Raw genomic sequence first — 25998 nt, forward strand, 5'->3', positions numbered from 1 at the left:
TGCTATTAGGTATCTAACAAGACCAAAACCACGCTTTAGGTGGTTTTGGTCAATTGCGCTCTAGGATTTTGGCTGCCACTGTTTAGACGTGACGAGGTTATCCATCACTTTATTGACCGCTTGGTGCGCTTTGTCGACAATAGTGTCGATGTCATTACGATTCGCGATAAGCGGTGGAGCAAATCCGAGGATGTCACCATGTGGCATGGCGCGAGCGATTAAGCCTTGCTCTAAACAGGCTGCCGCGATTTGCGGACCTACTTTCAAGTTTGGATCAAAGTGTGCTCGGCGGAGTTTGTCTGAAGAAAACTCCAACGCATGCAACAAGCCAACGCCACGAGTATCACCGACCAATGGATGATCGTTAAACGTCTCCGCCATACGTTGCTGCAGGTAAGCGCCGACCTCGGCTGCGTTTTGCACCAAGCCTTCACGTTCAATGATATCGAGGTTGCAGTTCGCGGCTGCCGCTCCCATTGGGTGACCGGAGTAGGTATAACCGTGTCCGATAGCGCCCCATTGGTCGGTGCCGTTTTCTAGCACACTCCAAACTCGTTCACCGACGATCACGCCAGACAGCGGTTGATACGCTGAGGTTAACCCTTTCGCTACCGTGATGAGATCCGGTTTCATGTCGTAGTGCAGTGAGCCAAAATCGGAGCCGAGGCGACCAAAGCCACAGACCACTTCATCCGCAATCAAGAGTACATCGTATTTGTCGAGTACTTTGCGAATCGCCTGCCAGTACCCTGCTGGTGGTGGCACAATACCGCCAGTACCGAGCACTGGTTCTGCAATCATTGCTGCTACCGTTTCTGGGCCTTCTTCCAAGATCATCGTTTCGAGTTGATCTGCGCAATATTGAGAGAATTCGAGCTCAGACATACTCTCGTCTTCACGGCGATAATAATATGGCGCGATGGTGTGTTTGATACGCTCAAGCGGTAAATCAAAATGTGCGTGGAACAGAGGCAGCCCTGTCATTGAACCCGAAGCGATACTTGAGCCATGGTAGCCGCGATCACGGGAGATAATTTTTTTCTTCTCTGGTAGACCACGAGCATTGTTGTAATACCAAACCAACTTAAGCTGGGTTTCGTTCGCATCGCTGCCCGACATGCCGTAGTAGACTTTGCTCATGCCTTCAGGCGCCATTTTGATAATGCGGTCTGACAGTGTGACTAGCGCTTCGTTCGTATGGCCGACGTAAGTGTGGTAGTACGCCAGCTCTTTGGCTTGCTCATAAATGGCATCGGCCATTTCAGTCCTGCCATAGCCAATGTTCACACAATACAACCCGGCAAAGCCGTCTATCAGCTCGATGCCTTCTGAATCGGTGATGCGTATTCCGCTTCCGCTCGAGATAATTCTTCCCGAAAGCTCCCCAGCCGCATACTGCTTCAGGTGGGTTGAGGCATGAAATACTCTCTGACGGTCGATCTCTAAAAGTTGTTGGGTTTTGTTGCTCATGATCCTTCTCCTCGAATAATTGGATATCCATATTTCGTGCCTTAACTGCCACTGACGGTTGGTAAAGCGCCTAAGCAGCAGTATTTGATTTCACTGTATTCTTCAAAGCCGTGGCGACTGCCTTCTCGTCCAAGCCCTGACTGTTTCACACCGCCGAATGGGATAGGGTGGCCAGTCATCTTGACGGAGTTCACGCTCACCATGCCAAACTCCAAACCACGCATGCAGCGCCAAATTTGGTGAATATCGTGGCCATAAACATAGGCAGCTAAGCCGTACTCAGTGTCGTTGCTCATTTCAATCACGGTATCTAAGTCTTGGTAAAGCAATACGCCTGCCACAGGACAAAAATTCTCTTCGCGATATACCGCCATGTCTGGGGTGACATCGGCTAGCAATGTCGGCGCGAAGAAGTTTTCGCCTGGTACGGGCTGGTGGTAGCCCGCTACCAATCGCGCACCTTTGTCGAGTGCGTCACGCACCAAATCATGCGCTTTATCCACCGCAGTGCGATTGATCAGCGGCCCCATGGTGGTTTTTTCATCTAAACCATTGCCTAAAACGATGTGGCTCATTTCTTTGGCAAACGCTTCCAAAAACGCTTCGTACTTATCTTCGGGGACGAAAATACGGTTTGCGGCCAAACAGTCTTGTCCTGCGGTTTGAAACTTGGCATCCACGGCGGCTTTGGCTGCTTGCTCGACATCCATATCTGGCAGCACGATGAAAGGGGCATTACCACCGAGCTCCATACTGCATTTCTTCACGGTTTGTGCCGCGTCACGCAGCAGCAACTTACCTACTCGAGTTGAACCTGTGAACGAGAGCGCTTTGACTTTATCGGAGTGACACAAGGTTTGTGACACCATCACCGCATCGCCAGTGATCACGTTAAATACACCAGGTGGAAAGCCAGCTCGGTCTGCTAATTCTGCCAAGGCCAATGCTGAGAAAGGCGTTTCACTGGCAGGTTTGATGAGCACCGGACAGCCTATCGCTAGTGCCGCGGCGGCTTTTCGGGTGACCATCGCATTAGGAAAATTCCATGGTGTAATCAGTGCTGCGACACCAATCGGTTCGCGTACCGTCGATAGCTGCGCATTCGGAATATGACTTGGGATGGTTTCGCCATAGCTGCGGCGTGCTTCCTCTGCAAACCAACGAACAAAAGATGCACCGTAGTCAATTTCACCCAAAGCATCACTTAATGTTTTGCCTTGCTCCATAACCATCAAACGAGCAAGATCTTGTTTTGATTCTAAAATCAGATCGTGCCAACGCATGAGAATTTCAGCGCGTTCTTCTGCTTGCATTTTTCGCCATTGACGAAAGGCTTGGTCGGCTTCATCAATCGCTTGATAGAGTTGTTGCTGAGATACTTTGGTGACATAACCGATGACCGTACCATCAGCAGGATTGTGTACTGGGAAAAACGCGTCACCGCTAATCCATTTACCACCGACGTAAGCCAAACCGCGCACCAAACGAACATCGTCCATAATTGCCATCATGTCATGTGACGCTTTAAGTTCGTCGGCGTGTAAACTATGTTTTGCTGTCATTGACCTTCTCCACCACGGTTTCCCTTAAGTAAACTGTAGCGGTGGTTGGGGCTAAAAAATTTCTGAGACAAGCGAGAACGCTGTGCATTTTTTCTTTTCTGCATGCGCTAAACATACGATTTTTCTGCCAGCACATACGATAGGTGGCAATGTCTAAGACAAGGTGTTTTGCTTGATTTCGAGCGTGCCTGCGTCACGTTTGATGGTTTTGGTTACGATATAGGTAAAATAACGCTCAATACCGACTTCAGAGTCCAACCAGTTATCAATAAGTCGCTGATATTGGTCGATGTCTTCTGATTGGATTTTGAGGATGTAATCTATGCCACCACCAGTGGCATAGCAGTCCGTGACTTCAGGAGAATGACGTACTAGTTCTTCAAAGCGTTTGAAGGCTTGCGCATTGTGCTCTTTGAGTGAAATCTCCACCAGCACAGACGTGCGTTTAAATAACACATCGGTATTCACTTTCGCGCCATAGCCTTCGATGATGCCTGCTTCTTCCAGTTTTTTAACGCGCTCCCAACATGGGCTAATCGACAGATTGATAGCTTCGGCAAGGTGAGATTTGGTGATTCGGCCATTGTCATGAAGAATTTGTAGAATCTTGATGTCGTAGCGATCCAATTGCATGCAGCCCTCCTTTCTATTGGCCTATTTACCTTCCCCTATGCCTAACAAGCTAGTGCTTAGCAGATTCATATTTAACAAAAACTAATGTTTAACAAATAGATGACGCGGGAAATCACACAGTGTCTTCGCGCCCAATCGAGTAATCACAATGCTTTCTGTCGTCTCCAACCCCCAGTCCTCAAACCAGAGCCCTGGCATAAAGTGGAACGTCATTCCTTCTTCGAGAATGGTTTTATCGGTGTCACGCAGGCTCATGGTTCGTTCGCCCCAATCAGGCGGATAACTTAATCCGATTGGGTACCCGCAGCGCGCGCCTTCGCGTGAAAAACCGGCTTTATCTAGCACTTGGTTGAGCGCATTGGCAATATCGGCGCAAGTATTACCCGGCTTGGCCACCTCTAACCCCGCTTCAAGACCGCGAGTGAGCGCTTCATCTGCCCGTTTAAATTTATCATCCGGCTCACCAAGGAAAATGGTACGAGACAGTGGGCAATGGTAACGGCGGTGCGCGCCCGCAATTTCAAAGAAGGTGCCTTCGCCTTTCTTAAACGGTCTGTCGTCCCAAGTGAGGTGTGGCGCGGATGCATCAGATCCAGACGGTAGTAGCGGCACAATCGCGGTGTAGTCTCCAAAATGATCTTCATGCCCCAGTACTGCCTGACGGTTGATCTCCGCGACTAAGTGATGTTTTGGTAAACCGGGTTCAATCATCTCAAACGCGACACGATGCATGTTCTCTACAATGCGCGCTGCTCGGTACATGTACGCCAGCTCTTGATCCGACTTGACCGCGCGACACCAGTTTACCAAGCCTGTCGCGTCCAAAAGCTGCACATTGGGAAGATGCGTCAGCAAAGATTCGTACGCGGTAGCACTGAAATAGTAATTGTCTTTCTCGACACCAATACGCCCGCGGTCCCACAGACGCGGTGCTAATACCGATTCCACCAGAAAATCCATTGGGTGGAGCGGCGGATTCATCACATAGTGATCCGGGTAGTAAGTAATATTTTCTGCCGACATATAGGCGGTGCGATACGCGCCATTCGCATCTTGGCAGCGGCCGAACCAGATTGGCTCATCAGATGGCCCAACAACCACACACTGAGGCACATAAAATGACCAACCATCGTAGCCCGTCAGCCAGGCCATATTAGACGGATCGTGAATGAGCAGAACGTCCAGCTCCCGCTCTTCCATTGACTGCCGAACTTTTGTTAAGCGATCCTGGAACTCTTCCAGGGTAAAATGCAAAGCAACGCCTCTCATAGTCTCTCCTTATTCCACATCCGACGCCTTATGGGCTTTCGGAGACGTTGAGGTATTTCAACCCTTCACCACGTATATAATCGTGCAATTCACTCATGAGCGGTTATGTGCCAGATCGCTCCATAACGCATCGGTGATTCACCGAGCCTGATGACTCAATGCTAATTATTACCATTGTGGTTCATTTTTATGAATCACGCCCAATTTGTTGCTACGAACGTTGCGAGTGCCGTACATAATCTTAGAAAGGCGATGAGTTTTTCTATCGACATCAGACACAAACTTGCAATAAAGTTGCGCTACTTTTCATCGGTTTATTACCTTATTTTTGAGTTATCTATGCTGTCATCTGCTCCTTTTGTTACTTTGTCTTTGGCGATTGTGCTGGAAGTCTTTGCCACCTCCTGGCTACCCAAAACCAATCAATTCACCTCTTTGCCCGCCACGTTATGCGTATTAGTAGGTTATGGATTGGCTTTTTATCTGCTCTCGGTTGCGGTGCAAAGTATGTCTTTAGGCGTGGCATACGCGATATGGTGTGGTGCAGGAATTGTGCTGGTCGCGACGATTGGTTGGCTAGTGTACGGGCAAAAGTTGGATGTTTACGCCATCATCGGCATGGGGTTTATTTTACTTGGCACGGCCATTATCAATATTTTCTCTACGTCTATTAGTCACTAATCTGTCATCTAAACATCGAAAAACTGCAACCTGACTGACGTACTTTTCACTTTTATTTCAGTCAGGTGAAACCATGCTACCTCCTCTGCGCGCCCTAGTCGCGTTTGAATCTGTCGCTCGCTTGGGCTCTATTGGTGCCGCGGCGCGCGAACTCTGCGTGACCCAAGCGGCCGTCAGTCAACAACTCAAAAGTTTAGAAGCTTTTCTCGGCACCACGCTGTTTGAGCGTAGCCAAAAAGGGGTCAAGCTCACTTCGGCCGCCCAGCAATATCAGCCGATTGTTTCCGGCTCGCTCACCCATCTAAAACTGCAAACTCAAACCTTATTTGGCGAGAAGGAATCGGACGTACTGAGCCTGCGGGTCAACCACACCTTGTGTCACAACTGGTTGCTACCACGACTGCCGCACTTTTATCACAAGTACCCGTTTATTCGCTTAGATATTCAGCTCGTTGATTGGCCCTCTACCACTCCTTGTCAAAACGTCGATATCGAGCTGACCAACGGAAAGGTAGACAGTGAAGACTGCCACTCAGAGCGTTTATTTCAAGAACATTGGCAACTGGTATGCAGCCCTGAGTTTAAACAGCACTATCAACATCAATTGGATGCAAAAGATTTTTCTCAACTGCCCGCAGTGCAAGTCAAAGGCTACCAAGAAAACTGGCTACAGTGGCTTAGCCATAACCAGTTTGACGTTACCTTGCCCAAGGTTCAGCTCGAAATCAGTAACTCCTTACATGCTCTTGAAGCGGTCAAACAAGGTATTGGCGTGTTGCTAGTGCGCTCGTTGGCTGTCTCCGAGCTGCTCAAGAATGGTGATTTGGTGCTGGCGGTAGATGCCTTGATGCCTGCTGAGTCAAGCCACTATCTGATCACGAAAAACAACCGTAGCGCGAAAGTAAATTTCTTTTGTGATTGGCTGCACCACCAAACAGAAGATGACGAGAGAGCATAAAGATTTTCTTATGGGTAGCCATAAAAAATATGACGAACAGACCCACAGACTTGTCACATTGCTCGCTTAATTTAACCGCATACAAAACACAGACGAGGTCGCCATGAGTGCTTTCGCTCAACAGATGACAAACCGCTTTAAGGTACTGCTTTTTACTGCACCTTTATTGGTACCGTTAGCCGCCTTCTGGTTGGTGCCATTTGGTTACTCTATCTACATTAGCTTTACCGATTGGGATTACATTTCACCCGAATATGACTTTATTGGCTTAGAAAATTACCAATACATGGTCGAAGACTTTGAGTTCACCCAAGCTCTACTCAATACCTTTTGGTTCTCGCTGGGCGTGGTTATTCCAACCGTGTTGCTGGGTCTAATGTTCGCGCTGTTGCTGCATAAAAACTTTGCTGGCAGCCAGTTTTATCGCGCGGTGATTTTTTCACCTTGGATCACCCCGACAGTCGCGGTGTCTATTGTTTGGTCTTGGGTATTTGAGTCCAAATCCGGTCTGGCAAACCAACTATTGATGTCGGCCGGTTTTGACAAAATTGCATGGCTTGAACAGGGCGATACAGCCATGGTCGCGGTGATCATTGTCACCATTTGGCAGGCGATTGGCTGGACCATGCTGTTTTACATCAGCGCGTTAAACAAGATCCCTGAATCTTTGTATGAAGCGTCGTTAATTGATGGATGCAGCAGCCTCACCCGTTTTTTCAAAATCACCCTGCCATTGGTCTCGCCAACCACCTTCTTTTTGGTGGTGGTCAACATCATCACCGCGGTGCAAGCCTTCGACCAGTTCCAGATATTGACGCAAGGCGGCCCGGGTGGTGACACACGAACTTTATTGTACTTGTTCTATCAGCAAGCTTTTGAACGCTACGAAATGGGACCAGCGGCCGCTACCTCATTGGTGATCTTCATCATTACAGGGGCACTAGCACTAGTGAACACTTACATCGGCAAGCGCTGGGTGTACTACTAAGGATATCGTTATGACAACTCATGTAATGGATTCAAATCCGGTCATGCGCGAGGCTATAAACGCGCAGCCACGCAGAACCACACAAGCTGTAGATGCAGTAAAAACCGCGGAGCAAAAGCAAACCGCGACCATTAACACTCAGGCGATGAGAATGTGGGCAAAGCACCTATTTCTCGCCACATGCGGCACGATGATGGTGTTTCCGTTTTTGTGGATGCTTTCGGGTTCACTGAAAAGTAACGACGAGATTTTTGCTAATCCGCTGAACTTAATCCCAGAGCATTTTCGTTGGGAAACCTTTATTGAGACATTTCAGAGCGCGCCATTCGGCCTGTACATTTTTAACAGTTTCAGCGTCGCGCTATTCACCACTTTGCTGGTGATCGTGAACTCAGCGATGTTTGCCTACGCGCTCACGCAGCTCAAGTTTCGCTCTAAAACCCTACTCTACTTTGTGGTCATGGGCTGTTACATGCTGCCCGGCGCAGTGACATACATTCCGTCTTACATCACCTTGGCAAAACTCGGCTTACTGGACTCTCATTTAGGGTTAGTGGTGTCCAACGCCGCTTCTGTTTTTGGTGTGTTTTACCTGCGCCAAGTGTTTATCAAAATTCACCCGTCGCTGATTGAAGCCGCGCGCATCGACGGTGCGGGAGAACTCAAAATCCTATGGGTCATCATGCTGCCACAGTGCCGTGCCGCAGTTGCGACCTTATTCCTTATCACTTTCATCACCAACTACAACAGTTACATGTGGCCGAGTCTGGTTATTACCTCTCAGGAACTCAACCTGATTGCGACTGGTATTCGTCACTACTTTATCGCTGAAGGCAACTACGGTTTGAACTGGTCGCAAATTATGGCGGCGAGCACCATCGCGGTACTGCCTTTGTTAATTCTATTCGTCATCTGTCAAAAGACGATTCTTTCAGGTATCGCCGATAACGGCGTAAAAGAGTAAACGGAAATGAAATTAAAAACTCTCGCACTAGTGTGTGCTGGCGCTTCAATGTTCTCTGGTAGCGTACTGGCTAAAACAGAAGTCAACTTCTGGTATTCAGGTGGCACTAAGCCACAACAAATGATGGTGGAACTGATCGAAGAGTTCAACGCAAGCCAGAATGAATACGAGATCAAGCCAGCACTGCAAGGTAACTACACAGAAACCTACCAAAAGCTGCAAGCCGGTTTAGCGTCTAAAACCGCGCCGGAACTGGTGTTGCTTGATTCAGGACGTGCCGAAGCGATGCACGGCCGTGGCTTAAGCCGTGACCTTTCCACCTACATGGATGACGAATTTAACTTTGCTGATTTTGTAAGTGCCTTTAGAGATCAAGTTACGGCTGAAGATGGCAGCGTGATTGGCCTACCCGCTTACGGCACCACACAAGTGTTTTACTACAACAAGCATGTATTGGCCGAGCACGGCTTTACCGAGCAAGACTTGAGCACCTGGCAAGGCGTGGCGAAAGTGGCAGAGAAAGTCACCAAGCGCGACGATAAAGGCAACCCCACCTTTTATGGCTGGGAACCAATGTGGGGCCAGCACAACATGATTGATGCGGCGTTTTCTAATGGTGCGAAAGTGATCAGCGATGATGGCAAAACAGTGTTAATTGACTCGCCAGAGTGGGTCGAGGTGTGGGACAGCTTCCGCAAATGGATTCACGATGACCAGATCATGCGTATTCACTACGGCGGCCAAGGCTGGGAATACTGGTACAAAACCATTGACGATGTAATGAAAGGCAACGCGCTTGGTTACACAGGTTCCTCCGGTGACCAGGGTGATTTGGACTTCACCAAACTGGCGGCCACCACGCAACCGGGCTGGGGTTCAAACCCATCGGCTCCACAAGCGGGCGCACAAGTGTTTGTGATGCCAAAGAGCACCGATGAAGAAGCCGCCAAAGGCGCATTTGAATTTATGGAGTTCTACACCAACGCGAAAAACACCGCAGCGTGGTCGATGTTCACGGGCTACATCCCAGTGCGTATGAGCGTAGAAAATGTCCCAGAATACAAGGCGTTTACTCAGAAGAATCCACAAGCATTGATTCCTCTTAAACAAGCGAGCTTCGCGTCTAAAGACTTCTTGGACCCAACGAACGGTAAAATCATGGACGCGCTGAAAGTAGCGGCAGACCAGATTCAAATCCAGAACGTGCCAGCAGAAAAAGCGCTCAAAAGGGCGGCGAAGAAAGCACAACGCGCATTGGATAAAGCCAACCGCTCATAATCCTTTTATGGCCCACCGGTTAGCTCTATGAATCATAGCGGTGGGCTATCTTTGACCCAGTCCGACAACGGACGAATTTGGTGACTATTATGACCCAATTTCAAGGTGAATTACCTTTCGGCAGAGTCCGTCTTCATTTTGATGTTCCAGCCGATGCCAACTCTGTCGTGATTACCGGCACCACGGTAACAAAAGGCTTTCTCTATGCCGCCGTGTACGATGCGAACGATCACTTTCGCGGCAAAGTGCTACTTGAGAAACCGAATAAATCGCTGGATATCCAAGCATGTCATTCTGGTTTAGGCGCTATTGACGGCTCGATTGTAGCCGGAGAGTGGTATCTCGAACTTTATAACCTTGAAGGTGAATTTCGCACTGAACGCGCTATGCAGTATCAGGTTGAGGTTAGCTTTAACCAACCTCACACAACGTCTGAGCTTGAGCTAGCCCATACCGTGACCAGCAGCCATGAGATCGAATTCGATTACAGCGCCGTTCTTAACGATGAATCGCGTTGGTATCGCGGTGATCTGCACGCCCATACCCAACTTTCAGATGGACACAATACGTTAGAAGCCGCGAAAGCCATCGTCGAAGCACAAAGGCTCGATTTCTTCTTTTTCACCGAGCACAATATCTCGCAGCCTAAATTACCCGTGTCTGAGCAGTGCTTATTTCTGCCGGGCGTCGAAGTCACCACCGACTTAGGCCACTTCAATGTGCATGGTGGCGTTAAGTCGCTCGATCTCAGAAACATTGAGCACTCAAGCCAAGCGACTATCGAAGCAGGCCTTGCGCTGGCTAAGCCCGACCACACGTCTATCGGCATCAATCACCCCATGATGAAGCCATGGCATTGGCACTATGATGAAATGGCTCTAAGCCAAGTATCCAGCTTCGAAGTGTGTTGTGACCCAACGTGGTCAACCTCGCCCAAAGCTACCGAGCAAGCACTGCTTGTACTCAATGAGATGTGGAACTGCGGCCATAAAATCACCGCGATTGGCGGCAGCGATTCTCATTTAGAACCACACGAGCGCAACCCCAAAGCAGACGAACCTTCTATTTACGGCGACCCTTCTACTTTTGTTTTCAGTCATGGTTTAAGTGGCGAAGGCATTTTAGCTGGGCTGCGCAATGGTCACGTGTATTTCGAGCGCCGCTGTGGGCTGCAATTTGAGATTAACCAAGGTCAATTGATACCGGGGCAAGACTCACAAGGCCAAGCGCTGGACTACGCACTATCCGTCACAGACACCTCAAAAGATTACCTTGCAGAAGTGGTCGTGGATGGCGAAGTCACCGCGCGTGTTCCCCTCTCTCAAACGCCTACTCACATCCATGTCGAGCAAGGCTACCTATGGTGCCGCATCGACATTCGCCGCACCCAAAGCGATGCAGAACGCGGTGAATTAGAAGGCTGTATCAACGCGGTATTTAACGGCAACCAATCAATATTCAACACGCCTTTAGTGAACACTTGGGGCGAACTTATGGAGCAACTAAATAGTGATGAAGTTTAAAGCACTATTGTTTGATAAAGACGGCACGTTACTGGAATTTCACAATATGTGGCTGAACGTGTCTCGCAGCGCTTGCGAACAAATCAAAAACTACAGTGATGCGAATCGCGGCCATCAAACTGTCACGATAGTCGAGCTACTCTCTGCCATCGGCGTGGAAGGTAACATAGTACATAACCACGGTTTACTGGCGTCAAACCCCGTAGAAGACACGGCGTTAGCTTGGTTTGAGATGCTGCAACCGGACGTATCGCTGGAAGCATTTACCCGCGTGACCAAAGCCGCGTTTAATGATCAAGTGGAAGATAACCCAGACTGGATTGCTGCCCTGCCAGGGATCACGGAAAAGCTGGGATCGTTAAAGCAACAAGGCATGATTTTAGGCATCGCGACGGCGGACACCAAGGACTCGACCTTGTACACCTTAGCGCAATCAGGGCTGAGCGACCTGTTTGATTACATTGGCTATTCCGACGGGGATATCGAGCCTAAACCTGCCCCCGCGCTACTTAACGCGTTTTGCCAGCAATGTGGCATCGAACCGCATGAGGTGATCATGTTTGGTGATACCGTGTCAGATATGGAGTTTGGCCACAACGCAGGAGCCAAGAAGGTCGGGGTTTTAACCGGAACCGCGCTAAGAAGCGAGCTGGAGCCGATCGCCGATTTGGTGATCCCTTCGGTAGCGCACTTTGACGCTCACGCATTTAATGAATTGATTTAAGGACTGACAATGGCTGAAGTCACGTTAAAAGGGGTAGAAAAGACCTACCCAAACGGTTTCAAAGCAGTGCATGGCGTTGACCTAAATATCCGTGAAGGCGAGTTCATGGTGTTTGTTGGTCCATCGGGCTGCGCAAAATCGACCACATTGCGAATGATCGCGGGTTTAGAAGAGATTTCTAACGGTGAAGTGTACATCGGTGATAAGCGTGTTAATGATTTACCACCTAAAGACCGTGGCATCTCGATGGTGTTTCAGAACTACGCGCTTTACCCGCATATGTCGGTCTACGAGAACATGGCATTTGGTCTCAAGCAACAAAAACTGCCAAAGCACGAAATCGAACAGCGCATTGCTGAAGCGGCGAAAACTCTAGAGATTGAACACTTGCTGGACAGCAAACCGGGCGAGATGTCAGGCGGGCAGAGGCAACGTGTCGCACTTGGGCGCGCTATGGTCCGCAAACCCGATGTGTTCTTGTTTGATGAGCCCCTGTCTAACCTGGATGCCAAACTGCGTGTGTCTACCCGAGTCAGCATTGCTCAACTGCACAACGATTTAAAAGCCGAAGGGCAAAACGCCACCATGATTTACGTAACGCATGACCAAGTCGAAGCCATGACCTTAGGCGACCGCATCTGCGTGCTCAACCAAGGCGAGATCATGCAGGTGGATACGCCAATGAACCTGTATCACTACCCAGCCAACAAGTTTGTCGCAGGATTTATCGGCTCACCCGCGATGAACATCGTCAAAGCACGTATTGATGAAGTGGATGATGTGATGCATGTGATTAGCCAAAACGGCACACTTTGGCAACTGCCACCAGAGAAGCAATCTCTGGCACGTCAGCATCGCGGGAAATGGGTCTGGTTCGGTATCCGCCCAGAACATATTCGCTTAGCAAACCATGATGCTTTGGCTACCGACGTTAACACGCAAAGCCATACCTTAAGCGTGGTGGAATCCATGGGCAACGAGCTCTACCTCTACTTTCAACTCGGTGGCGATAAGATGATTGCTCGTATCCCGTTTGACGCCGATAGACTAGTAAAAGATAGCGAGCCTGTGATGCTCAGTTTCAATACCACGCACTGTCACCTGTTTGACCTTGAGACCGAGCAGGCTCTGACACAAGCCAGTGGCTAAACACTGTAGTGAAGACAAACTGTAGTGCAAACAATGTGACACAAACAATAACGCCAGTGGCTTTCGGTCACTGGCGTGCTATTCCATATCGTATTGTCCCAAACTTTCTACTCATACGCGTCTAAGAAGGCTTTAAGGGCAACTTCATCTAAGATCTCTAACCCTTGCTCTCCTTTGCAGATCAGCCCTTTATCCATCAGCTCTTTCACCGCTCGGCGGTAAACACGCCCAGACGTGCCAAACCGTTCCGCTTCTTGGTTTACTTTCTCAAAGCCACCCAACAGCGTGTTGGTTTGCTTTTGGGTCAGCAAGTCGTAAGCAATGTTGTAAGAAATAGAGTGCAACAAACGGTTGGTGTAGATACTCATTGAGTCTTGATAATCTTCGGCCAATGCAGAAGCAAAGAAAACCATCATTTCAGGGTTCCGATACAAGGCATCAGTCAGCTTCTGCAAACAAATCACATCCACTTGCATGTGTTCGTCTGCCACCACATTCCACTGACATGGCGTTTGGGTAAAGTATTCCATTTCCCCATAAATGTGGTAGTCACAGTTTGCTTCACCCAACTGAAAACGTCGGCCGTTCGCGGCGATAATACTCATCGATACCCGCCCAACCGGAACCACATACATGTAGTGCAACTGCTCGCCCTGGCGCAAGATTTCTTCGCCAGTATCAAAGTAGCGAGTGCTCACTTGGCATTGGTAAATCAAATCGCGAAACTCCGCACTTTTTTGCTCTAAATGGGTTTTAAAACGGCCAGTAGGGTAAGGACTGATTTTCATACAATCTTCTCTAGACAGGAACTCGTGAATAATACCAATTGAATCATTAAGTGCTCAGATTAATATGTTAAAAAAGTGGCTCTGCGCAAGATAATAATGAGTAAACACTTATTTATACTCCAGAGCGTATCCCACTGGTTTTAAACCTTGCCAGAAAAACAAAAAGCGACAGTGCCCTGCCGCTTTTATCATTGGTAACAAAACTGTCTTACCGCCGTCTAGACTTGAGCAATCAACGCCTCGAGCGCCGCCACAGAGGCTTGTTTTTCTCCTGCCATGGTCACTTGTACTTCGTCTACATACTGACCAATGCCTTCTTTCACATCCTGTTGGTAGAGCACCACGTTGTTCAAAATGGCAGCCACTTTCAGGCCGCGCAATCGGCCGACGGCATAAAGCGCGGAAGTTTCCATATCTGCCCCCAGCACGCCTTTTTTGTTCCAGTATTGGCAAATCGCGTCTTCATCATCGGTATAAAAGCTGTCGTGAGATCGCACAGTACCAAAGTGATATGGCGTGGCTTGCTGAGACAACCAGCCATCTAACTCTTTCAACAGCGAGAAGCTGGCATATGCCGGATAAGATGGCTCGACATACGCTTTAGAGCCACCTTCGTCTCTGACCGCGCCTTCAGCCACAATCAGCTCACCCAGTTCGATACCTGATTGCATCGCCCCCGCCGATCCCACACGAACCACATGAGTCACACCGCACTGTTTTAACTCTTCGACAGCGATAATCATCGACGGCGCACCGACCCCGGTACTGCACACGGAAACTGCCCTACCTTTGTACTTACCTGTAAATACTCGGTATTCACGGTTTTCAGAGATCAGCTCTGCCTCATCAAACAGATTTGCAATACGATTCGCTCGGTCCGGTTCACCACAAACAATCACCAGTGGTGCTACTTGGGTTTCATCGACTCCGATATGTGGTTGTTTAGCCATATAATTAACCTTTAAGCTGTTGCTTGAACCAGGGTTTTATCGCCATTGCGCTTCGCACTGCGTGCCCATTCACGCGTGCCGTTAGCGGCAATAAACATAAGAATTGCGTATTGAACAGACATGGCGTACACGCCTTGCGTAGCGTAGATACCCACGCTGATGATGTTGATCACAACCCACAGCATCCAGTTTTCTACGTACTTACGTGTCATTAAAATTTGTGCAACGACAGACAATACTGTCATGGTCGCATCCCAAAATGGGAACGCATCCGGTTCTAGCGCAGGGGTGGCCAAGTTCGCGCCAAACACGTTCATCGTATCCACCGCAATGTTCGCCAACGCCAAGAAAAATGGGTCAATGTAGAGTGTGAGCAAGCCTATAGCCGCGATAGAAATAGACCCTGTCACTATCAGTTTTTGTTTGCTTAACCAGCGAACTTCCAGCGTTTCACCCTCAGCGTTTGGCCTTGTCCACGCATACCAGCCGTAAATATTGGCGCAGAAGAAAAACAGCTGAAGAAGAAGGAGTCCGTATAACTGAATTTGGAAGAAGATAACGGCAAATAGGGTGACATTCAGTAAGCCGAACAAGTAGTTGATGGTTTTCTCTTGGCTCGCAAACCAAATACACAGCAAGCCAAACACGGTGCCGAACGCTTCAATCCAGCTCATTGCGTAACCGCCACCAATCGGGATGTTAACTAGGGTGTTATTGATATCGAGTAGGGCAAATAAGTCCATGACGATGTCCTTTTATTATTGTGTTTTGAAGTGCTCATCTTATGGCGTAGGGGCCAGCAAAAAGGAGGACATTTGTCCTCCCCTTCGTGCACACGATCATAAATCAGATCAATAGTCACCCTGAAGTGCTTAATGCAGCCGCTTTGGATAAGAGATAAGCCGTTGGCTCTCACTCTGTAGGCGCTTCAGAAACCCCAGTAAAAATCAGTTTTGATGAATGGCTACGGGTATACGGCGGGGGCCAAAGTTATCCCTTGGCCCAGAAAATCGGCCCGGTATTTTGTGCCCGCAATGGGTGCAGTGGCCTTTATCGTCCAGCGCATAATCGCCAAGCTTATACCAGTCTCGCTCAATCACCCGTGTGGCGCAGTTAGGACAATAGGTCGAGTCAGACTCGGAGTGATGAACGTTGCCACAATAGACAAAATGCAAGCCGTGGTTAAGGGCGATAGTGCGAGCGCGCAGTAAGGTGCTAAGAGGTGTACGCGGTTTATCGAGCATTTTAAAATCGGGGTGAAAGGCACTGAAATGCAGTGGTACATCGGGCCCTAAGTTTTCCGCGATCCATTGGCACATCGCATTGAGCTCTTGGTCGCTGTCATTCTCTCCGGGGATCAATAAGGTAGTCAGCTCAAACCATACGTCGGTTTCATGCCTCAAGTAGAGAATAGTCTCAAGAACGGGCTGCAAATGACCATGGCAGATTTTGTGGTAGAAGTGTTCGGTAAATCCTTTTAGGTCAATGTTGGCCGCGTCCATATAGCGATAGAACTCTGCTCTTGGTGCTTCGCACATATAACCTGCGCTCACCGCCACGCTTTTCAGCCCCAAATCGCGCGCAGCTTGGGCGGCATCGACGGCGTACTCCATAAACACAACCGGATCGTTGTAAGTAAACGCCAAGCTTTTGCAGCCATATCTTGACGCCGATTGCGCGAGAACCTCTGGCATGGCTGAGTCACATAAGGTATCAAATTCACGCGACTTACTGATATCCCAGTTTTGACAGAACTGACAACTCAAGTTACAACCTGCCGTACCGAAGCTGAGCACGCTCGACCCCGGAAAGAAATGATTGAGCGGTTTTTTCTCTATCGGATCAATACAAAAGCCAGACGATCGCCCATAACTGGTTAGCACGATTTCGCCGTTTTTGTGCATGCGTACAAAGCACGCGCCACGTTTTCCTTCACGTAAGGTACATTTGCGTGGACACACATCGCAGCACACTCGGCCATCGTCTAGTTGGTGCCAGTACTTGGTGGGGAAATAGTCAGGAGGAGTACTTTGCATAGTGAATTTGCCATCTGATGACCTACACTGGAAGTATAGTTGATGCAAATCGCGTGGGAAGAAAATGAGATACCGGGAAGCCGCCGTCGCAGGCCAATTTTACCCCAGTGCAAGTGCCGATCTCAGGCATCTGATGGCCGAGTATTTCGCCGCTGAACCTTCCGATTCGATAATACCCAAAGCATTGATTGTTCCGCATGCGGGCTATTTTTACTCTGGTCTGGTGGCAGCGGCAGCGTACCGCTTAATCAACAATGCCGAGCGGCCTTTCTCTCGCGTCATTTTATTCGGACCTAGCCATTATGTGGCTCTAGAAGGCTGCGCCGTACCAAATAGTGATATTTTTGTTACTCCCATGGGCGAAGTCAGCATAGATAGGCAGCTCGCCAAATCCCTAACTCGCGAGAAATTGGCGGTCGAATCTGCCAAAGCCCATCATTGGGAGCATTCTTTGGAAGTCCAGTTACCTTTTTTACAATATTGCCTCGACGATTTTACGTTGCTTCCTATCGTAGTTGGTCGTTCTGACGCTGAAAACGTTCGCCAAATATTGGCAATCGCAGCTCAACAACCTGATACCTTGATTGTGGTGAGTAGCGATCTCAGCCACTACCACCCTTATGTGGAAGCCAACAACATTGATTCAATCACTATTGATCATATCCTAGCGCTAAACACCGATATTCACCCTGATCAGGCTTGTGGCTGTTACAGCATCAATGGCCTGCTGAAATATGCGAAAGAACAGCACTGGCAGATCAAGTGTGTCACGCATAACAATTCTGGCGACATTATTGCGCATCATGAACAACGTTCTCCGAAACTGATCAAAAAGGTGGTGGGTTATGCCAGTTTCGTCTTGTACTAACTTGAGCAAAAATGCCCGTGACACCTTACTGAATCTAATTTGGGCAGTGTTAGACAACGCCTTGCTTGGCAAAGGATTGCTGTTACCCAAGCCTCCCGACAGTGACGAGCTTTTGCTACCCGCAGCCTGCTTTGTCACTTTACTGCACCACGGGAAACTGCGTGGTTGTATCGGTTCGTTAGAAGCGAGTGAACCATTGTGGCAAAACGCGTGCAAGAACGCCTACGCGAGCGCATTTAGAGACAGACGCTTTCCCCCACTTACCACGGAAGATAGAGCGAATTTGAGCCTAGAAATTTCCATATTATCTCCACTTGTGCCAATGCCAAACGAAGGTGAGCCAGCCTTACTGAATACTCTCCAACCCAATATTGACGGACTGCTGCTCGAAGATGATACTCACCGCGCGGTGTTTCTCCCTTCGGTATGGCATTCATTAAACACGCCCGAATTGTTTGTTACCGAGTTGAAGAAGAAAGGCGGCTGGCCCAAAAATTACTGGAGCCACGACATCCTCCTTCATCGCTTCACGACCGAAGTGATCAGCAGTAATTAGAGGCGTCATTCACGACGACGGACAATTTTGTTAGAGTCTCGCTCAATGAACCAAAAGAGCATAAATCGAAAATGGAAGAAATTTATCTGGCTGGTGGCTGCCTGTGGGGAGTACAAGAGTTTCTCAAGCACCTTCCTGGCGTGATCTCAACCGAAGCGGGCCGCGCCAACGGTTCAACCAACACCACGGAAGGCAGCTATGATGGATACGCAGAGTGTGTACGCACGCAGTTTGACCCAGAGCAGGTGTCGGTTGAGCAACTGACTGATTATCTGTTTGAAATCATCGACCCGTATAGTTTAAACCAGCAAGGGCACGATGTGGGTAAGAAATATCGGACGGGAATTTATACTGTAAATCCTGAACATTTGGAGCGAGTAAAACAGCATATTTTGGCCCGAGAAGACGCCGCTAAGATCGTCGTCGAAGTGCTGCCGTTATCTAACTACGTGCAAAGCGATCAAGAACATCAGAACCGATTGAGCTTACACCCCGAAGATCACAGCTTTTGTCACCTCCCCTTAGATCTTTTGTACAAGTACAAGAATAAGTCATAGTTTCAAGCCCAAACGAAAAAAGTCGCCCACTGGCGTAGGCGACTCACTTTCTTTTACAACCTAAGACCAATTAAAACTGGTAGTTAATGTCCAAGGTATAAGAACGGCCTGGTGCTGGGTAGCGACCAGCCGGACTGGTATCAATACCGCGGAAGTAGTAATCCTCTTCAAACAGGTTATTCACCGCCAGGTTCATGCGTAACGTACTTGCTTCATCTTTGTACAAATCGGTGCCTAAGTTAAAGTTCCATATCATGTAAGACGGTACTTGGCCCTTCGCTCCGATTGCGTCCTCTTCACTGGTATTCTTGTTATCTGTATACGCTTTGCTGAAGTAGAAGCCCGACAAAGTAGTATCAAAGCCTGTAAATGCGTAGGTTGCATCCCAGCTGAGCTGATGCTTAGACGTATGAGGCAGCTGGTTACCTTTGGTTTCCCCTTCTTCTTCAAGCGTTGCATCCAAGTAGTTGTAGCTTGCACCTAGGCTAAGCTCAGGCAATGACGCAGACGCATAACGAGCTGAAAGCTCTAAGCCTTGATGCAACGTTTTACCAATGTTGTCGAAAGTCGCCGTCGCAACTTGGTACTGCAGTTGATCTTCAAAGTCGATGCGGTACAACGCCGCGTTAAAGCTGGTTGTACCTTGGGTATAGCGTGCACCCAACTCGTAGTTCCAGGACAGTTCGCTCCCCTCTTCGCCTTTGCCTCGAATGAAAGCAATCTGCGGAGCACGCAGCGATTTCTGCGCGTTTGCATACGTCACCCATTGCTCGTTGACGTTGTATGCCACCGTCAGGCCAGGCAACCACTCTGTCACGCTGTTATGCGCTTTTTCTTCCGTACTTAGATCTTCAAAAGTCATATGAACAGATTCAAGACGAAGCCCCGGAGTAATTTTTAACGCATCATTAAACAGGCCAATTTCATTACTGACATAGCCCGCATATGCATCGGTATCTAGGTGCCAGTCACGCTTTATATCGGTTGCACCGCCAGCAATTGGTGTTTGAGTTAGCTTGTAATCAATATCTTCATTAACGTAACGAGTCCCAACAATCCAGTTTTGTGTCACCGATGTACCATCAACAAACACCGCCAGCTTAGGTTCGATACCGTACACACGGAATTCACGCGGCGAAGTACGAATATGAGTTGATGCCTGAGAAGGATCCGCCCAATGTTCACCACCAGCGAGGAATCCCCACTGGAAGAAACGCTCTGAGCGGTGACCAAAGGTCATTACTTCAAGCTCTGCGCTGTCCGCTAAATCTAAATCCTGTAGATATTTCACACTCCAGCGCGTCGATTCACCCTGGTACTCATCGTATGGGCGCTGGGACTGATGACGATCTTGCTCGTAAGCATCCGGCGACAAAGCACCTGGCATTTGTGTGTCTGCATCATAACGCTGAAGAAAGGCTTGTAGCTCTTGCGAGTCACTCAGTAACCATTGCGCCTTCGCTTGGAAGTTTTTTACCTCAGTGTCTGAATGCTCACGGAAACTCTCCCCTTTTAGGAAGTTCCCTTCCAGTTGCAGCGCGAAAGTATCACTCAACCAACCACCCGTTCTCAGGTAGAGGTCATTTAACGGCGTATCGCCGCCTTCAAACACGGTCAGGCGATTGCCAATCTCGGTTTCCCACAGATGTGGGATGGGTTTGGTGACTAAGTTAATCACACCACCAACGTTGTTCGGTCCGTACTGCACTGCCGCGCCGCCGCGTACAATATCGATTCGATCAAGCATCGACAAAGTAGCAGGGAAGATCGACTGACCCGTATGGCCATATGGTGCTAATGTGAGAGGCACGCCGTCCATTAAGAACTGCGCATGACCACTGCGGCTGGCTTTGAGACCGCGCACGGAGATATTAGGTAAAACACCTGTGCCAGATTCATCTTGCACTTTAATACCAGGCACACGCTGCAACGCCATATCGATAGATTGCGACGCCGTTTTTTCCATCTGTTCTCTGTCGATAACCGTACGCGCACCGGGGTACTCTTTGACATCCTCGGTTTGCGAATCACCAATCACACTGGCACTCACTACTACGGTATCTAAATTGGTGGTTTCGGTATTCGCTACGGCATTCATAGACGTTGCTGTTGCGATAGCAGCGGCTAGCAGGCTATATCTCAGGCACACTTTTCCATCCAAATTCTGGTAAGACATTGGTTCTCCTTTAAGGGGGGTTAGGGCTACAACAGACTGATATGTCATAGCCCAAAAGGCTTCATGACCTCGAAATGAGGTAAATAGGTTTCAAGATGATTTAAAACTGGTAGCCATAGCTGAGCATGAATTCCGCTGGTGCGCCGTAACCGATTTGGTTAAGGCCAGATTTACCATTCGTTGCGCCCAGAATGTATTTTTCATCAAAGATGTTGTAAGCGTTGGCTTGTACTTTATGACGGCCAGATGTATACGCTGCCACTAAATCTACGGTGGTGTAATCTCCCAAAGCCACCGTTTCACTATTACCTGAGTAACGGTCACCGACATACTTCAAACCACCGCCGAATCGCCAATTCTCATCAAGTTGGTAAGAACTCCAAAGTGAGAACAGATGATCAGACACATCATTTGGCTTTTTACCTGTCTCTTTATCTTCTGCGTCCAGGTAGCTGTAACCGATGGAAATATCCCACTGATCGTTAATCTGACCACGAGCTTCAAGCTCTATTCCTTGATGACGCGCTTCCACTTTGTCAATCACATCTCCTTCCACATTAGTTTGTGGCTGCTCTTGATCGATTTGGAACACGGCCGCGTTCAGCATTAACGCATCATTCAATAAGTACGCTTTTGCCCCGACTTCTTTTAGGTCTGTATGGAAAAATTCCGCCAACTTGGGATTGATGTAAATACCCGAATATGGAAGCTGCCAAGAACGAGCTAAACTTGCATACAGCGAAACATCGTAGTTAATGCGGTATACCAAACCAGTGCGGTAGCTGAGTTTGCTGTCATCTAGGTACTCTTTCTCTGAGCCAACCTTTTGCTGTTCCAAATCCATAGAGTCATAGCGAACATTACCAATCAGTGATAAGTCACCAAGCGTCAACACATCTTGCAGATAGAGTCCTGTGCTGCTGGTGGTATTGTCGCGAAATGGCTTAAAGCCAGGGTTAGGGGTTGTGCCAACCACAGGATGATAAATGTTTTGTGACGGAAGCGTTCTATCAACCGCCAAGGTTAAGTCGATATTAATCTGATTGTAATCAGCCCCCATTAGCAGCTGATTGTTTTCAGTTTCCCACACCAATTCAGATTGAAGCGCAGTACTCGTGCGAGGATCGTAACCAAAAGTGTTAGCGGTTTGAGAAACTTGATCTCCCGTTACCGTGCCTTGACGCGTCCCTTTATGCTCCAACTCAATATGGTTGTAAGACGCACGGTTGTTCCAGACCCACTGGTCATTTAAACGCCACTCATAGTTGACCGCCAAGCGTACACTGTCAGACTCTTGAAAATCATCGGTACCACCAAAGTAAGTCTTAACTGGCACGTCAACTGGTTTGCCATCTTTGGACGGTACTCCGCGATACGGAACTAACTCTTGGTGCGCGTATTCAACATCGATATCAACGACGTGGCCATCTGCGGGCATGATTCGTAGGGTGGGCGCAATAAAGAAGTCATTTGAGTCAACATGGCTTACATAAGAGTCGGCCTGACGGTACTCCAAATTAATTCGACCATTGACGTTATCAGAGAAAGAGCCAGAACTATCGACTTGGCCGATAAATTGGCTGTTGCTTCCGACACTACCATTGACATGGGTGAAGGTTTCGCCGTTAGCTCGCTTAGTGACTAAGTTGATGATGCCGCCCGCCGAGCCACGGCCATAAAGTGCCCCAGCTGGGCCTTTAACGACCTCAACACGCTCGATATTGGCTAAACTGCGGTAAGACTGCAGCGTGCCATCATCTCGCATGCCATCACGGTACATATCGTTCAACGCATCAAAGCCACGAATCACAAACTGGTCGCGACTACCTTCCCCAAGGGTGTTATTGACGCCAGCTACGCCATCTAATGCGTCAACTAATCGCGCGGCGCCTCTGTCTTGCATTTCGGTTTTGGTCACGACAGAGACCGCTTGAGGCACATCCAGCCACTCGACATCAGTCTTGGTCCCTGATTGAGGAGAATGCTCCGCGTAGCCTTCGTATTTGTGCCCGTATACCGTCAACGTATCTAAATTCGTTTTTGCTGTTGTTACATCTTCTGACGCCAGAGTTGAAGAGGAAAAAGTAAGAGTAGCGAGTGATGCGCCAACAGCTAACGCAATGGGGTGCAAGGGCAGGCGTTTGTTCATTATTCAGTTCCATTTGAGTTTGTAAAATCAACTGGATACGAATGAAAACAAATATCATTTATGTTTGCAATATATTTTTAATGTTCTATATTTGTTTGCCTTATGAATAAAACTCACAAGAAAAACACATCCATTCCATTTTCACTACATTCTTAAGCCGTTGAAAATAAAAAAAGGCTGCACACAATGGCAGCCTCAATTCTTACTTTGCATCTGGGTGTCATCTAGACCACGCCACCCGCGCCTTGCATAGAACGTTCACTATTTTCTACCAGTAAGGCTGTAGCGGTTTGTTTCAGTGTTTCCCACTCTTGGTCTTCAACAAAAATGCCTTCTTGCCAAGAAGTACTCTGCGCCTGACTCAACGCTTCGCCTGTAATATGTGTGGAATAGCCTTGTGCGCTTTGGGTGATATCAAAGTCATTCACTGACAGCTCGATAGTCATAGCGTGATAATCACAGTTATCTTCTTCGACTCGCTCAGAGAAGAACACCTCAGGAGCGACACAACCACGATTCAACACATAAAGTATCCCTTTCGGACTCGTACCATTGACCCATTGCGCGCGACATGCGATGCCTTTCGCAGAGAGCTTCAACAACTCACTGAAGCCTAACCAGCGGTTATGACACTGTTTCAATGTGATAGTAATCGACTTGCTGTTGATCATTTTCTCAAGCGCAAAATCCAATACGGCAGGTAAGTGACACGCCACGCTGCCATTGTGTAACTCCATCTCAATACTCGATGGCGTACTGTTGGTCACCGATACGGCGCAGTCCGAATCTAACCCAAGAAACAGGCTGGCGTTATTAAAGTGACGCACCCCGTGCAAGCCAACCATTTGCAAATCCGCCACCATGTTCGCAATGACATCCGCCTCACCACAGTGACGGCGCATGCCAAGAAATGCCTTATTAACCGCGGCCACCAATTCGTTGTGCGAGACGATCATAATGCAAATCCTCCGTTGATTTTTTGATTGTCACTTTGCGCAATTTCTTCACTTTCTGGCATGCTTGGGAAAATCCATGTATCTGCCAGTTTAGGATCGTGAATTTCATCTAACAGCGGCGCACCTTGGAAGAAAGTTACTCGAACCCAACGATCCGAGCGCGGATCAAACTTAGTCGCACCAAAGATCGCCAATTTACAGCGCAATAAGTGCATTGGCAGTGCATCTTGGCGCAGCACGTTCATTTGAATATCACCCATTGCTCGGTTACCTAACGTCCATACACGACGTGTGATCGAACGATAAGTCGGGTTCTGCAACAAAAACTCCGCTACGGACATTTCTTCATCACAACCAAGCAAAGCGTGGTACAAGCGATTCACTTGTCTGCCGATATCAAGCGGCAGTTCTTTTTCTTCTCCTGATTCCTCCCCACGAACACCAAGCCTTGGCTCTTCTTTGTCTTGCGAGCGATACCAGAACCAGTAGTTGTTCTCGGCTAGTGAGTAATCGGCATCAATCGCCCAGAGGTATTTGCTTTGCAACACTTCCAGTAAATCTTGGATCTTTTTCCCGCCCGGAATCGATAGCGTTTCATCCGTATTCATTTGGCTGGCAAATTCGTCCACTAAAGATGGGTAGAGCTCGATCAAGCAAGAGGTGAGGATTTCTTGGGCTTCCACACTCATTGTTTTCTTTTGCTCGACCAAACTCGCCCAGTTCGGATGTGATGCCATTAACGTTGTTAGCTCTGATAGCAGTTGTTTGATGTCTGCTATCGCTTGGTGATTAAGCCTGTCTTGATGTTCATTGATGGTGATGACTTGCTCTAAATGACGCTGCGCTTTATGTAGTAATCCTTGTAAAGGAGCATGGAATGAAGCTTCACATGGCATGGCAAAGACTCGCGCTACCGCACGCTCGCGAGAGGTCATCCATTGGTCAACGATACACGGGTGATTAATCAAATATGGGGCCATGCCTAAGCCAGTGGCGTTGCCGACACCAAGGTAACGCTGTAAACCACGATGCAATGCCACCGCGTTGTCGCCACCTTGCTGAAGTGCCAGATAGTGTACCCAATCCAGGCTGAATTCACGCAACATATACACCGCGCACATTTGCGCACTAAAAGACTGGCTGAAATCTGGGTTGTTCTCCAGCAGTTTGAAATCGGCGATACCAAACTTTCCGTTACCATACACAGCAGTGGTACGCAGGATATAACCGACTTCCGCTAACTCTTTCGGCTCGGGCTGCTTGCCTTGAGAAAGTGCGCTAACAATGTGTTCAAACACGCGCACGCTTTTGTTTGCACGAGCCAGAACAAGCACGTTATTCGGATTACGTCCCGCTTCTTGCAGCGGTACATTTGCTCGCAATCTTTCTAACAAAGTAACATCAACATCGCCTTGAACCAGTGCGAATGTGACGTCCCACTTTTCAGCAATTACGCGGTCATTACGCTCGTCATCAGCAATTTCATCACAGAATACCACCAAATGATAAACGTGCTCTGGCGTGGTCAATTTGTAAATCACGTGACCATAACCACGCGGACAAAGTTGCCATTCATGCTTGATGACTTGCCAGTTTTGGCTTGCCATATTACGAATCAGACTACGAACAAAGCTGATTCGGTTTTGGTGCATTGCGCCAAGCCTTTCGGCTGCCATGACAATCGCTGCGTCGCGCATAGTTGCTTCCGTATAAGTAGAACGATGTGCATCCATTTTGCTCACCACCTATTTGTTATTGTAAGA

General features: G+C 48.5%; 23 protein-coding genes. 11 read left to right on the top strand and 12 right to left on the bottom strand.

The genetic code is table 11. The annotated features are described in order from the left end of the window. Nucleotides 1-60: 60 nt before the first annotated feature. The 4 genes from VNE01S_RS03055 to doeA all read right to left on the bottom strand — a co-directional run bounded on the left by VNE01S_RS03055 (nucleotide 61) and on the right by doeA (nucleotide 4934). Nucleotides 61-1470 (bottom strand): aspartate aminotransferase family protein, encoded by a 1410-nt coding sequence (locus VNE01S_RS03055; RefSeq protein WP_053395902.1) that lies wholly within the window; start codon nucleotides 1468-1470, stop codon nucleotides 61-63. Between the two features lie 41 nt (nucleotides 1471-1511). Further along, entirely contained in the window at nucleotides 1512-3032 is a 1521-nt protein-coding gene (locus tag VNE01S_RS03060; RefSeq protein ID WP_053395903.1) for an NAD-dependent succinate-semialdehyde dehydrogenase, read from the bottom strand. Between the two features lie 153 nt (nucleotides 3033-3185). Then, nucleotides 3186-3665, bottom strand: coding sequence for an Lrp/AsnC family transcriptional regulator (locus tag VNE01S_RS03065; protein WP_053395904.1), 480 nt, complete (start codon nucleotides 3663-3665; stop codon nucleotides 3186-3188). A gap of 81 nt (nucleotides 3666-3746) precedes the next feature. Then, nucleotides 3747-4934 (bottom strand): ectoine hydrolase DoeA, encoded by a 1188-nt coding sequence (gene doeA / locus VNE01S_RS03070; RefSeq protein ID WP_053395905.1) that lies wholly within the window; start codon nucleotides 4932-4934, stop codon nucleotides 3747-3749. Between the two features lie 339 nt (nucleotides 4935-5273). On the opposite strand from doeA, the gene VNE01S_RS03075 reads away from it, so the two are divergent. From VNE01S_RS03075 to VNE01S_RS03110, 8 genes are all read left to right on the top strand, one after another. Then, a complete protein-coding gene (locus tag VNE01S_RS03075) occupies nucleotides 5274-5615 on the top strand; it encodes a DMT family transporter (RefSeq protein ID WP_053396139.1) in 342 nt (113 codons plus the stop codon). A 73-nt stretch (nucleotides 5616-5688) separates the two neighbouring features. After that, complete coding sequence (locus VNE01S_RS03080; RefSeq protein WP_053395906.1) at nucleotides 5689-6573, top strand: LysR substrate-binding domain-containing protein; 885 nt, start codon at nucleotides 5689-5691, stop codon at nucleotides 6571-6573. Between the two features lie 103 nt (nucleotides 6574-6676). Next, nucleotides 6677-7561: a carbohydrate ABC transporter permease gene (locus tag VNE01S_RS03085; protein WP_053395907.1), complete on the top strand. Its 885-nt coding sequence runs from the start codon at nucleotides 6677-6679 to the stop codon at nucleotides 7559-7561. Nucleotides 7562-7571: 10 nt separating this feature from the next. Beyond that, nucleotides 7572-8525 carry a carbohydrate ABC transporter permease gene (locus VNE01S_RS03090; RefSeq protein WP_053395908.1) on the top strand — a complete coding sequence of 318 codons (954 nt, stop codon included), beginning with the start codon at nucleotides 7572-7574 and terminating at the stop codon, nucleotides 8523-8525. Between the two features lie 6 nt (nucleotides 8526-8531). Continuing rightward, a complete protein-coding gene (locus VNE01S_RS03095; protein ID WP_053395909.1) occupies nucleotides 8532-9803 on the top strand; it encodes an extracellular solute-binding protein in 1272 nt (423 codons plus the stop codon). Nucleotides 9804-9892: 89 nt separating this feature from the next. Further along, nucleotides 9893-11326, top strand: coding sequence for a CehA/McbA family metallohydrolase (locus VNE01S_RS03100; RefSeq protein WP_053395910.1), 1434 nt, complete (start codon nucleotides 9893-9895; stop codon nucleotides 11324-11326). Then, the gene (locus tag VNE01S_RS03105) at nucleotides 11316-12050 is read left to right on the top strand and encodes an HAD family hydrolase (RefSeq protein WP_053395911.1); all 735 of its coding nucleotides are present in this window, start codon (nucleotides 11316-11318) and stop codon (nucleotides 12048-12050) included. Before VNE01S_RS03100 ends, VNE01S_RS03105 begins: the two co-directional genes overlap by 11 nt. 9 nt (nucleotides 12051-12059) lie before the next feature. Next, nucleotides 12060-13199, top strand: a complete 1140-nt coding sequence (locus VNE01S_RS03110) for an ABC transporter ATP-binding protein (RefSeq protein WP_053395912.1) — start codon at nucleotides 12060-12062, stop codon at nucleotides 13197-13199. 107 nt (nucleotides 13200-13306) lie between these two features. Here the strand turns inward: VNE01S_RS03110 and VNE01S_RS03115 are convergent, their stop codons facing one another. The 4 genes from VNE01S_RS03115 to amrS form a co-directional block, all read right to left on the bottom strand. Beyond that, nucleotides 13307-13987: a Crp/Fnr family transcriptional regulator gene (locus VNE01S_RS03115; protein WP_053395913.1), complete on the bottom strand. Its 681-nt coding sequence runs from the start codon at nucleotides 13985-13987 to the stop codon at nucleotides 13307-13309. A 218-nt stretch (nucleotides 13988-14205) separates the two neighbouring features. Next, nucleotides 14206-14937, bottom strand: a complete 732-nt coding sequence (locus tag VNE01S_RS03120; RefSeq protein ID WP_053395914.1) for a nucleoside phosphorylase — start codon at nucleotides 14935-14937, stop codon at nucleotides 14206-14208. Between the two features lie 11 nt (nucleotides 14938-14948). After that, entirely contained in the window at nucleotides 14949-15680 is a 732-nt protein-coding gene (pnuC, locus tag VNE01S_RS03125) for a nicotinamide riboside transporter PnuC (protein WP_053395915.1), read from the bottom strand. Nucleotides 15681-15884: 204 nt separating this feature from the next. Next, the gene (gene amrS, locus VNE01S_RS03130) at nucleotides 15885-16973 is read right to left on the bottom strand and encodes an AmmeMemoRadiSam system radical SAM enzyme (protein ID WP_053395916.1); all 1089 of its coding nucleotides are present in this window, start codon (nucleotides 16971-16973) and stop codon (nucleotides 15885-15887) included. Between the two features lie 64 nt (nucleotides 16974-17037). On the opposite strand from amrS, the gene amrB reads away from it, so the two are divergent. The 3 genes from amrB to VNE01S_RS03145 all read left to right on the top strand — a co-directional run bounded on the left by amrB (nucleotide 17038) and on the right by VNE01S_RS03145 (nucleotide 18954). Continuing rightward, nucleotides 17038-17841: an AmmeMemoRadiSam system protein B gene (amrB, locus tag VNE01S_RS03135; protein WP_053395917.1), complete on the top strand. Its 804-nt coding sequence runs from the start codon at nucleotides 17038-17040 to the stop codon at nucleotides 17839-17841. After that, on the top strand, nucleotides 17819-18397 hold the full coding sequence (amrA, locus tag VNE01S_RS03140) for an AmmeMemoRadiSam system protein A (RefSeq protein ID WP_053395918.1): 579 nt from the start codon (nucleotides 17819-17821) through the stop codon (nucleotides 18395-18397). The genes amrB and amrA overlap by 23 nt, the downstream gene beginning before the upstream one ends. Nucleotides 18398-18468: 71 nt before the next feature. After that, on the top strand, nucleotides 18469-18954 hold the full coding sequence (locus VNE01S_RS03145) for a peptide-methionine (S)-S-oxide reductase (RefSeq protein WP_053395919.1): 486 nt from the start codon (nucleotides 18469-18471) through the stop codon (nucleotides 18952-18954). A gap of 70 nt (nucleotides 18955-19024) precedes the next feature. Here the strand turns inward: VNE01S_RS03145 and VNE01S_RS03150 are convergent, their stop codons facing one another. The 4 genes from VNE01S_RS03150 to VNE01S_RS03165 all read right to left on the bottom strand — a co-directional run bounded on the left by VNE01S_RS03150 (nucleotide 19025) and on the right by VNE01S_RS03165 (nucleotide 25968). After that, nucleotides 19025-21130, bottom strand: coding sequence for a TonB-dependent receptor family protein (locus tag VNE01S_RS03150; protein WP_053395920.1), 2106 nt, complete (start codon nucleotides 21128-21130; stop codon nucleotides 19025-19027). Between the two features lie 100 nt (nucleotides 21131-21230). Then, nucleotides 21231-23279, bottom strand: a complete 2049-nt coding sequence (locus VNE01S_RS03155) for a TonB-dependent receptor (RefSeq protein ID WP_053395921.1) — start codon at nucleotides 23277-23279, stop codon at nucleotides 21231-21233. 224 nt (nucleotides 23280-23503) lie between these two features. Then, nucleotides 23504-24235 (bottom strand): DUF3726 domain-containing protein, encoded by a 732-nt coding sequence (locus VNE01S_RS03160; protein ID WP_053395922.1) that lies wholly within the window; start codon nucleotides 24233-24235, stop codon nucleotides 23504-23506. Continuing rightward, nucleotides 24232-25968, bottom strand: coding sequence for a hypothetical protein (locus VNE01S_RS03165; protein WP_053395923.1), 1737 nt, complete (start codon nucleotides 25966-25968; stop codon nucleotides 24232-24234). The genes VNE01S_RS03160 and VNE01S_RS03165 overlap by 4 nt, the downstream gene beginning before the upstream one ends. Nucleotides 25969-25998 lie beyond the last annotated feature (30 nt).

Origin of the sequence: Vibrio nereis NBRC 15637 (assembly GCF_001591105.1) — a bacterium.
Taxonomy (GTDB): domain Bacteria; phylum Pseudomonadota; class Gammaproteobacteria; order Enterobacterales; family Vibrionaceae; genus Vibrio; species Vibrio nereis.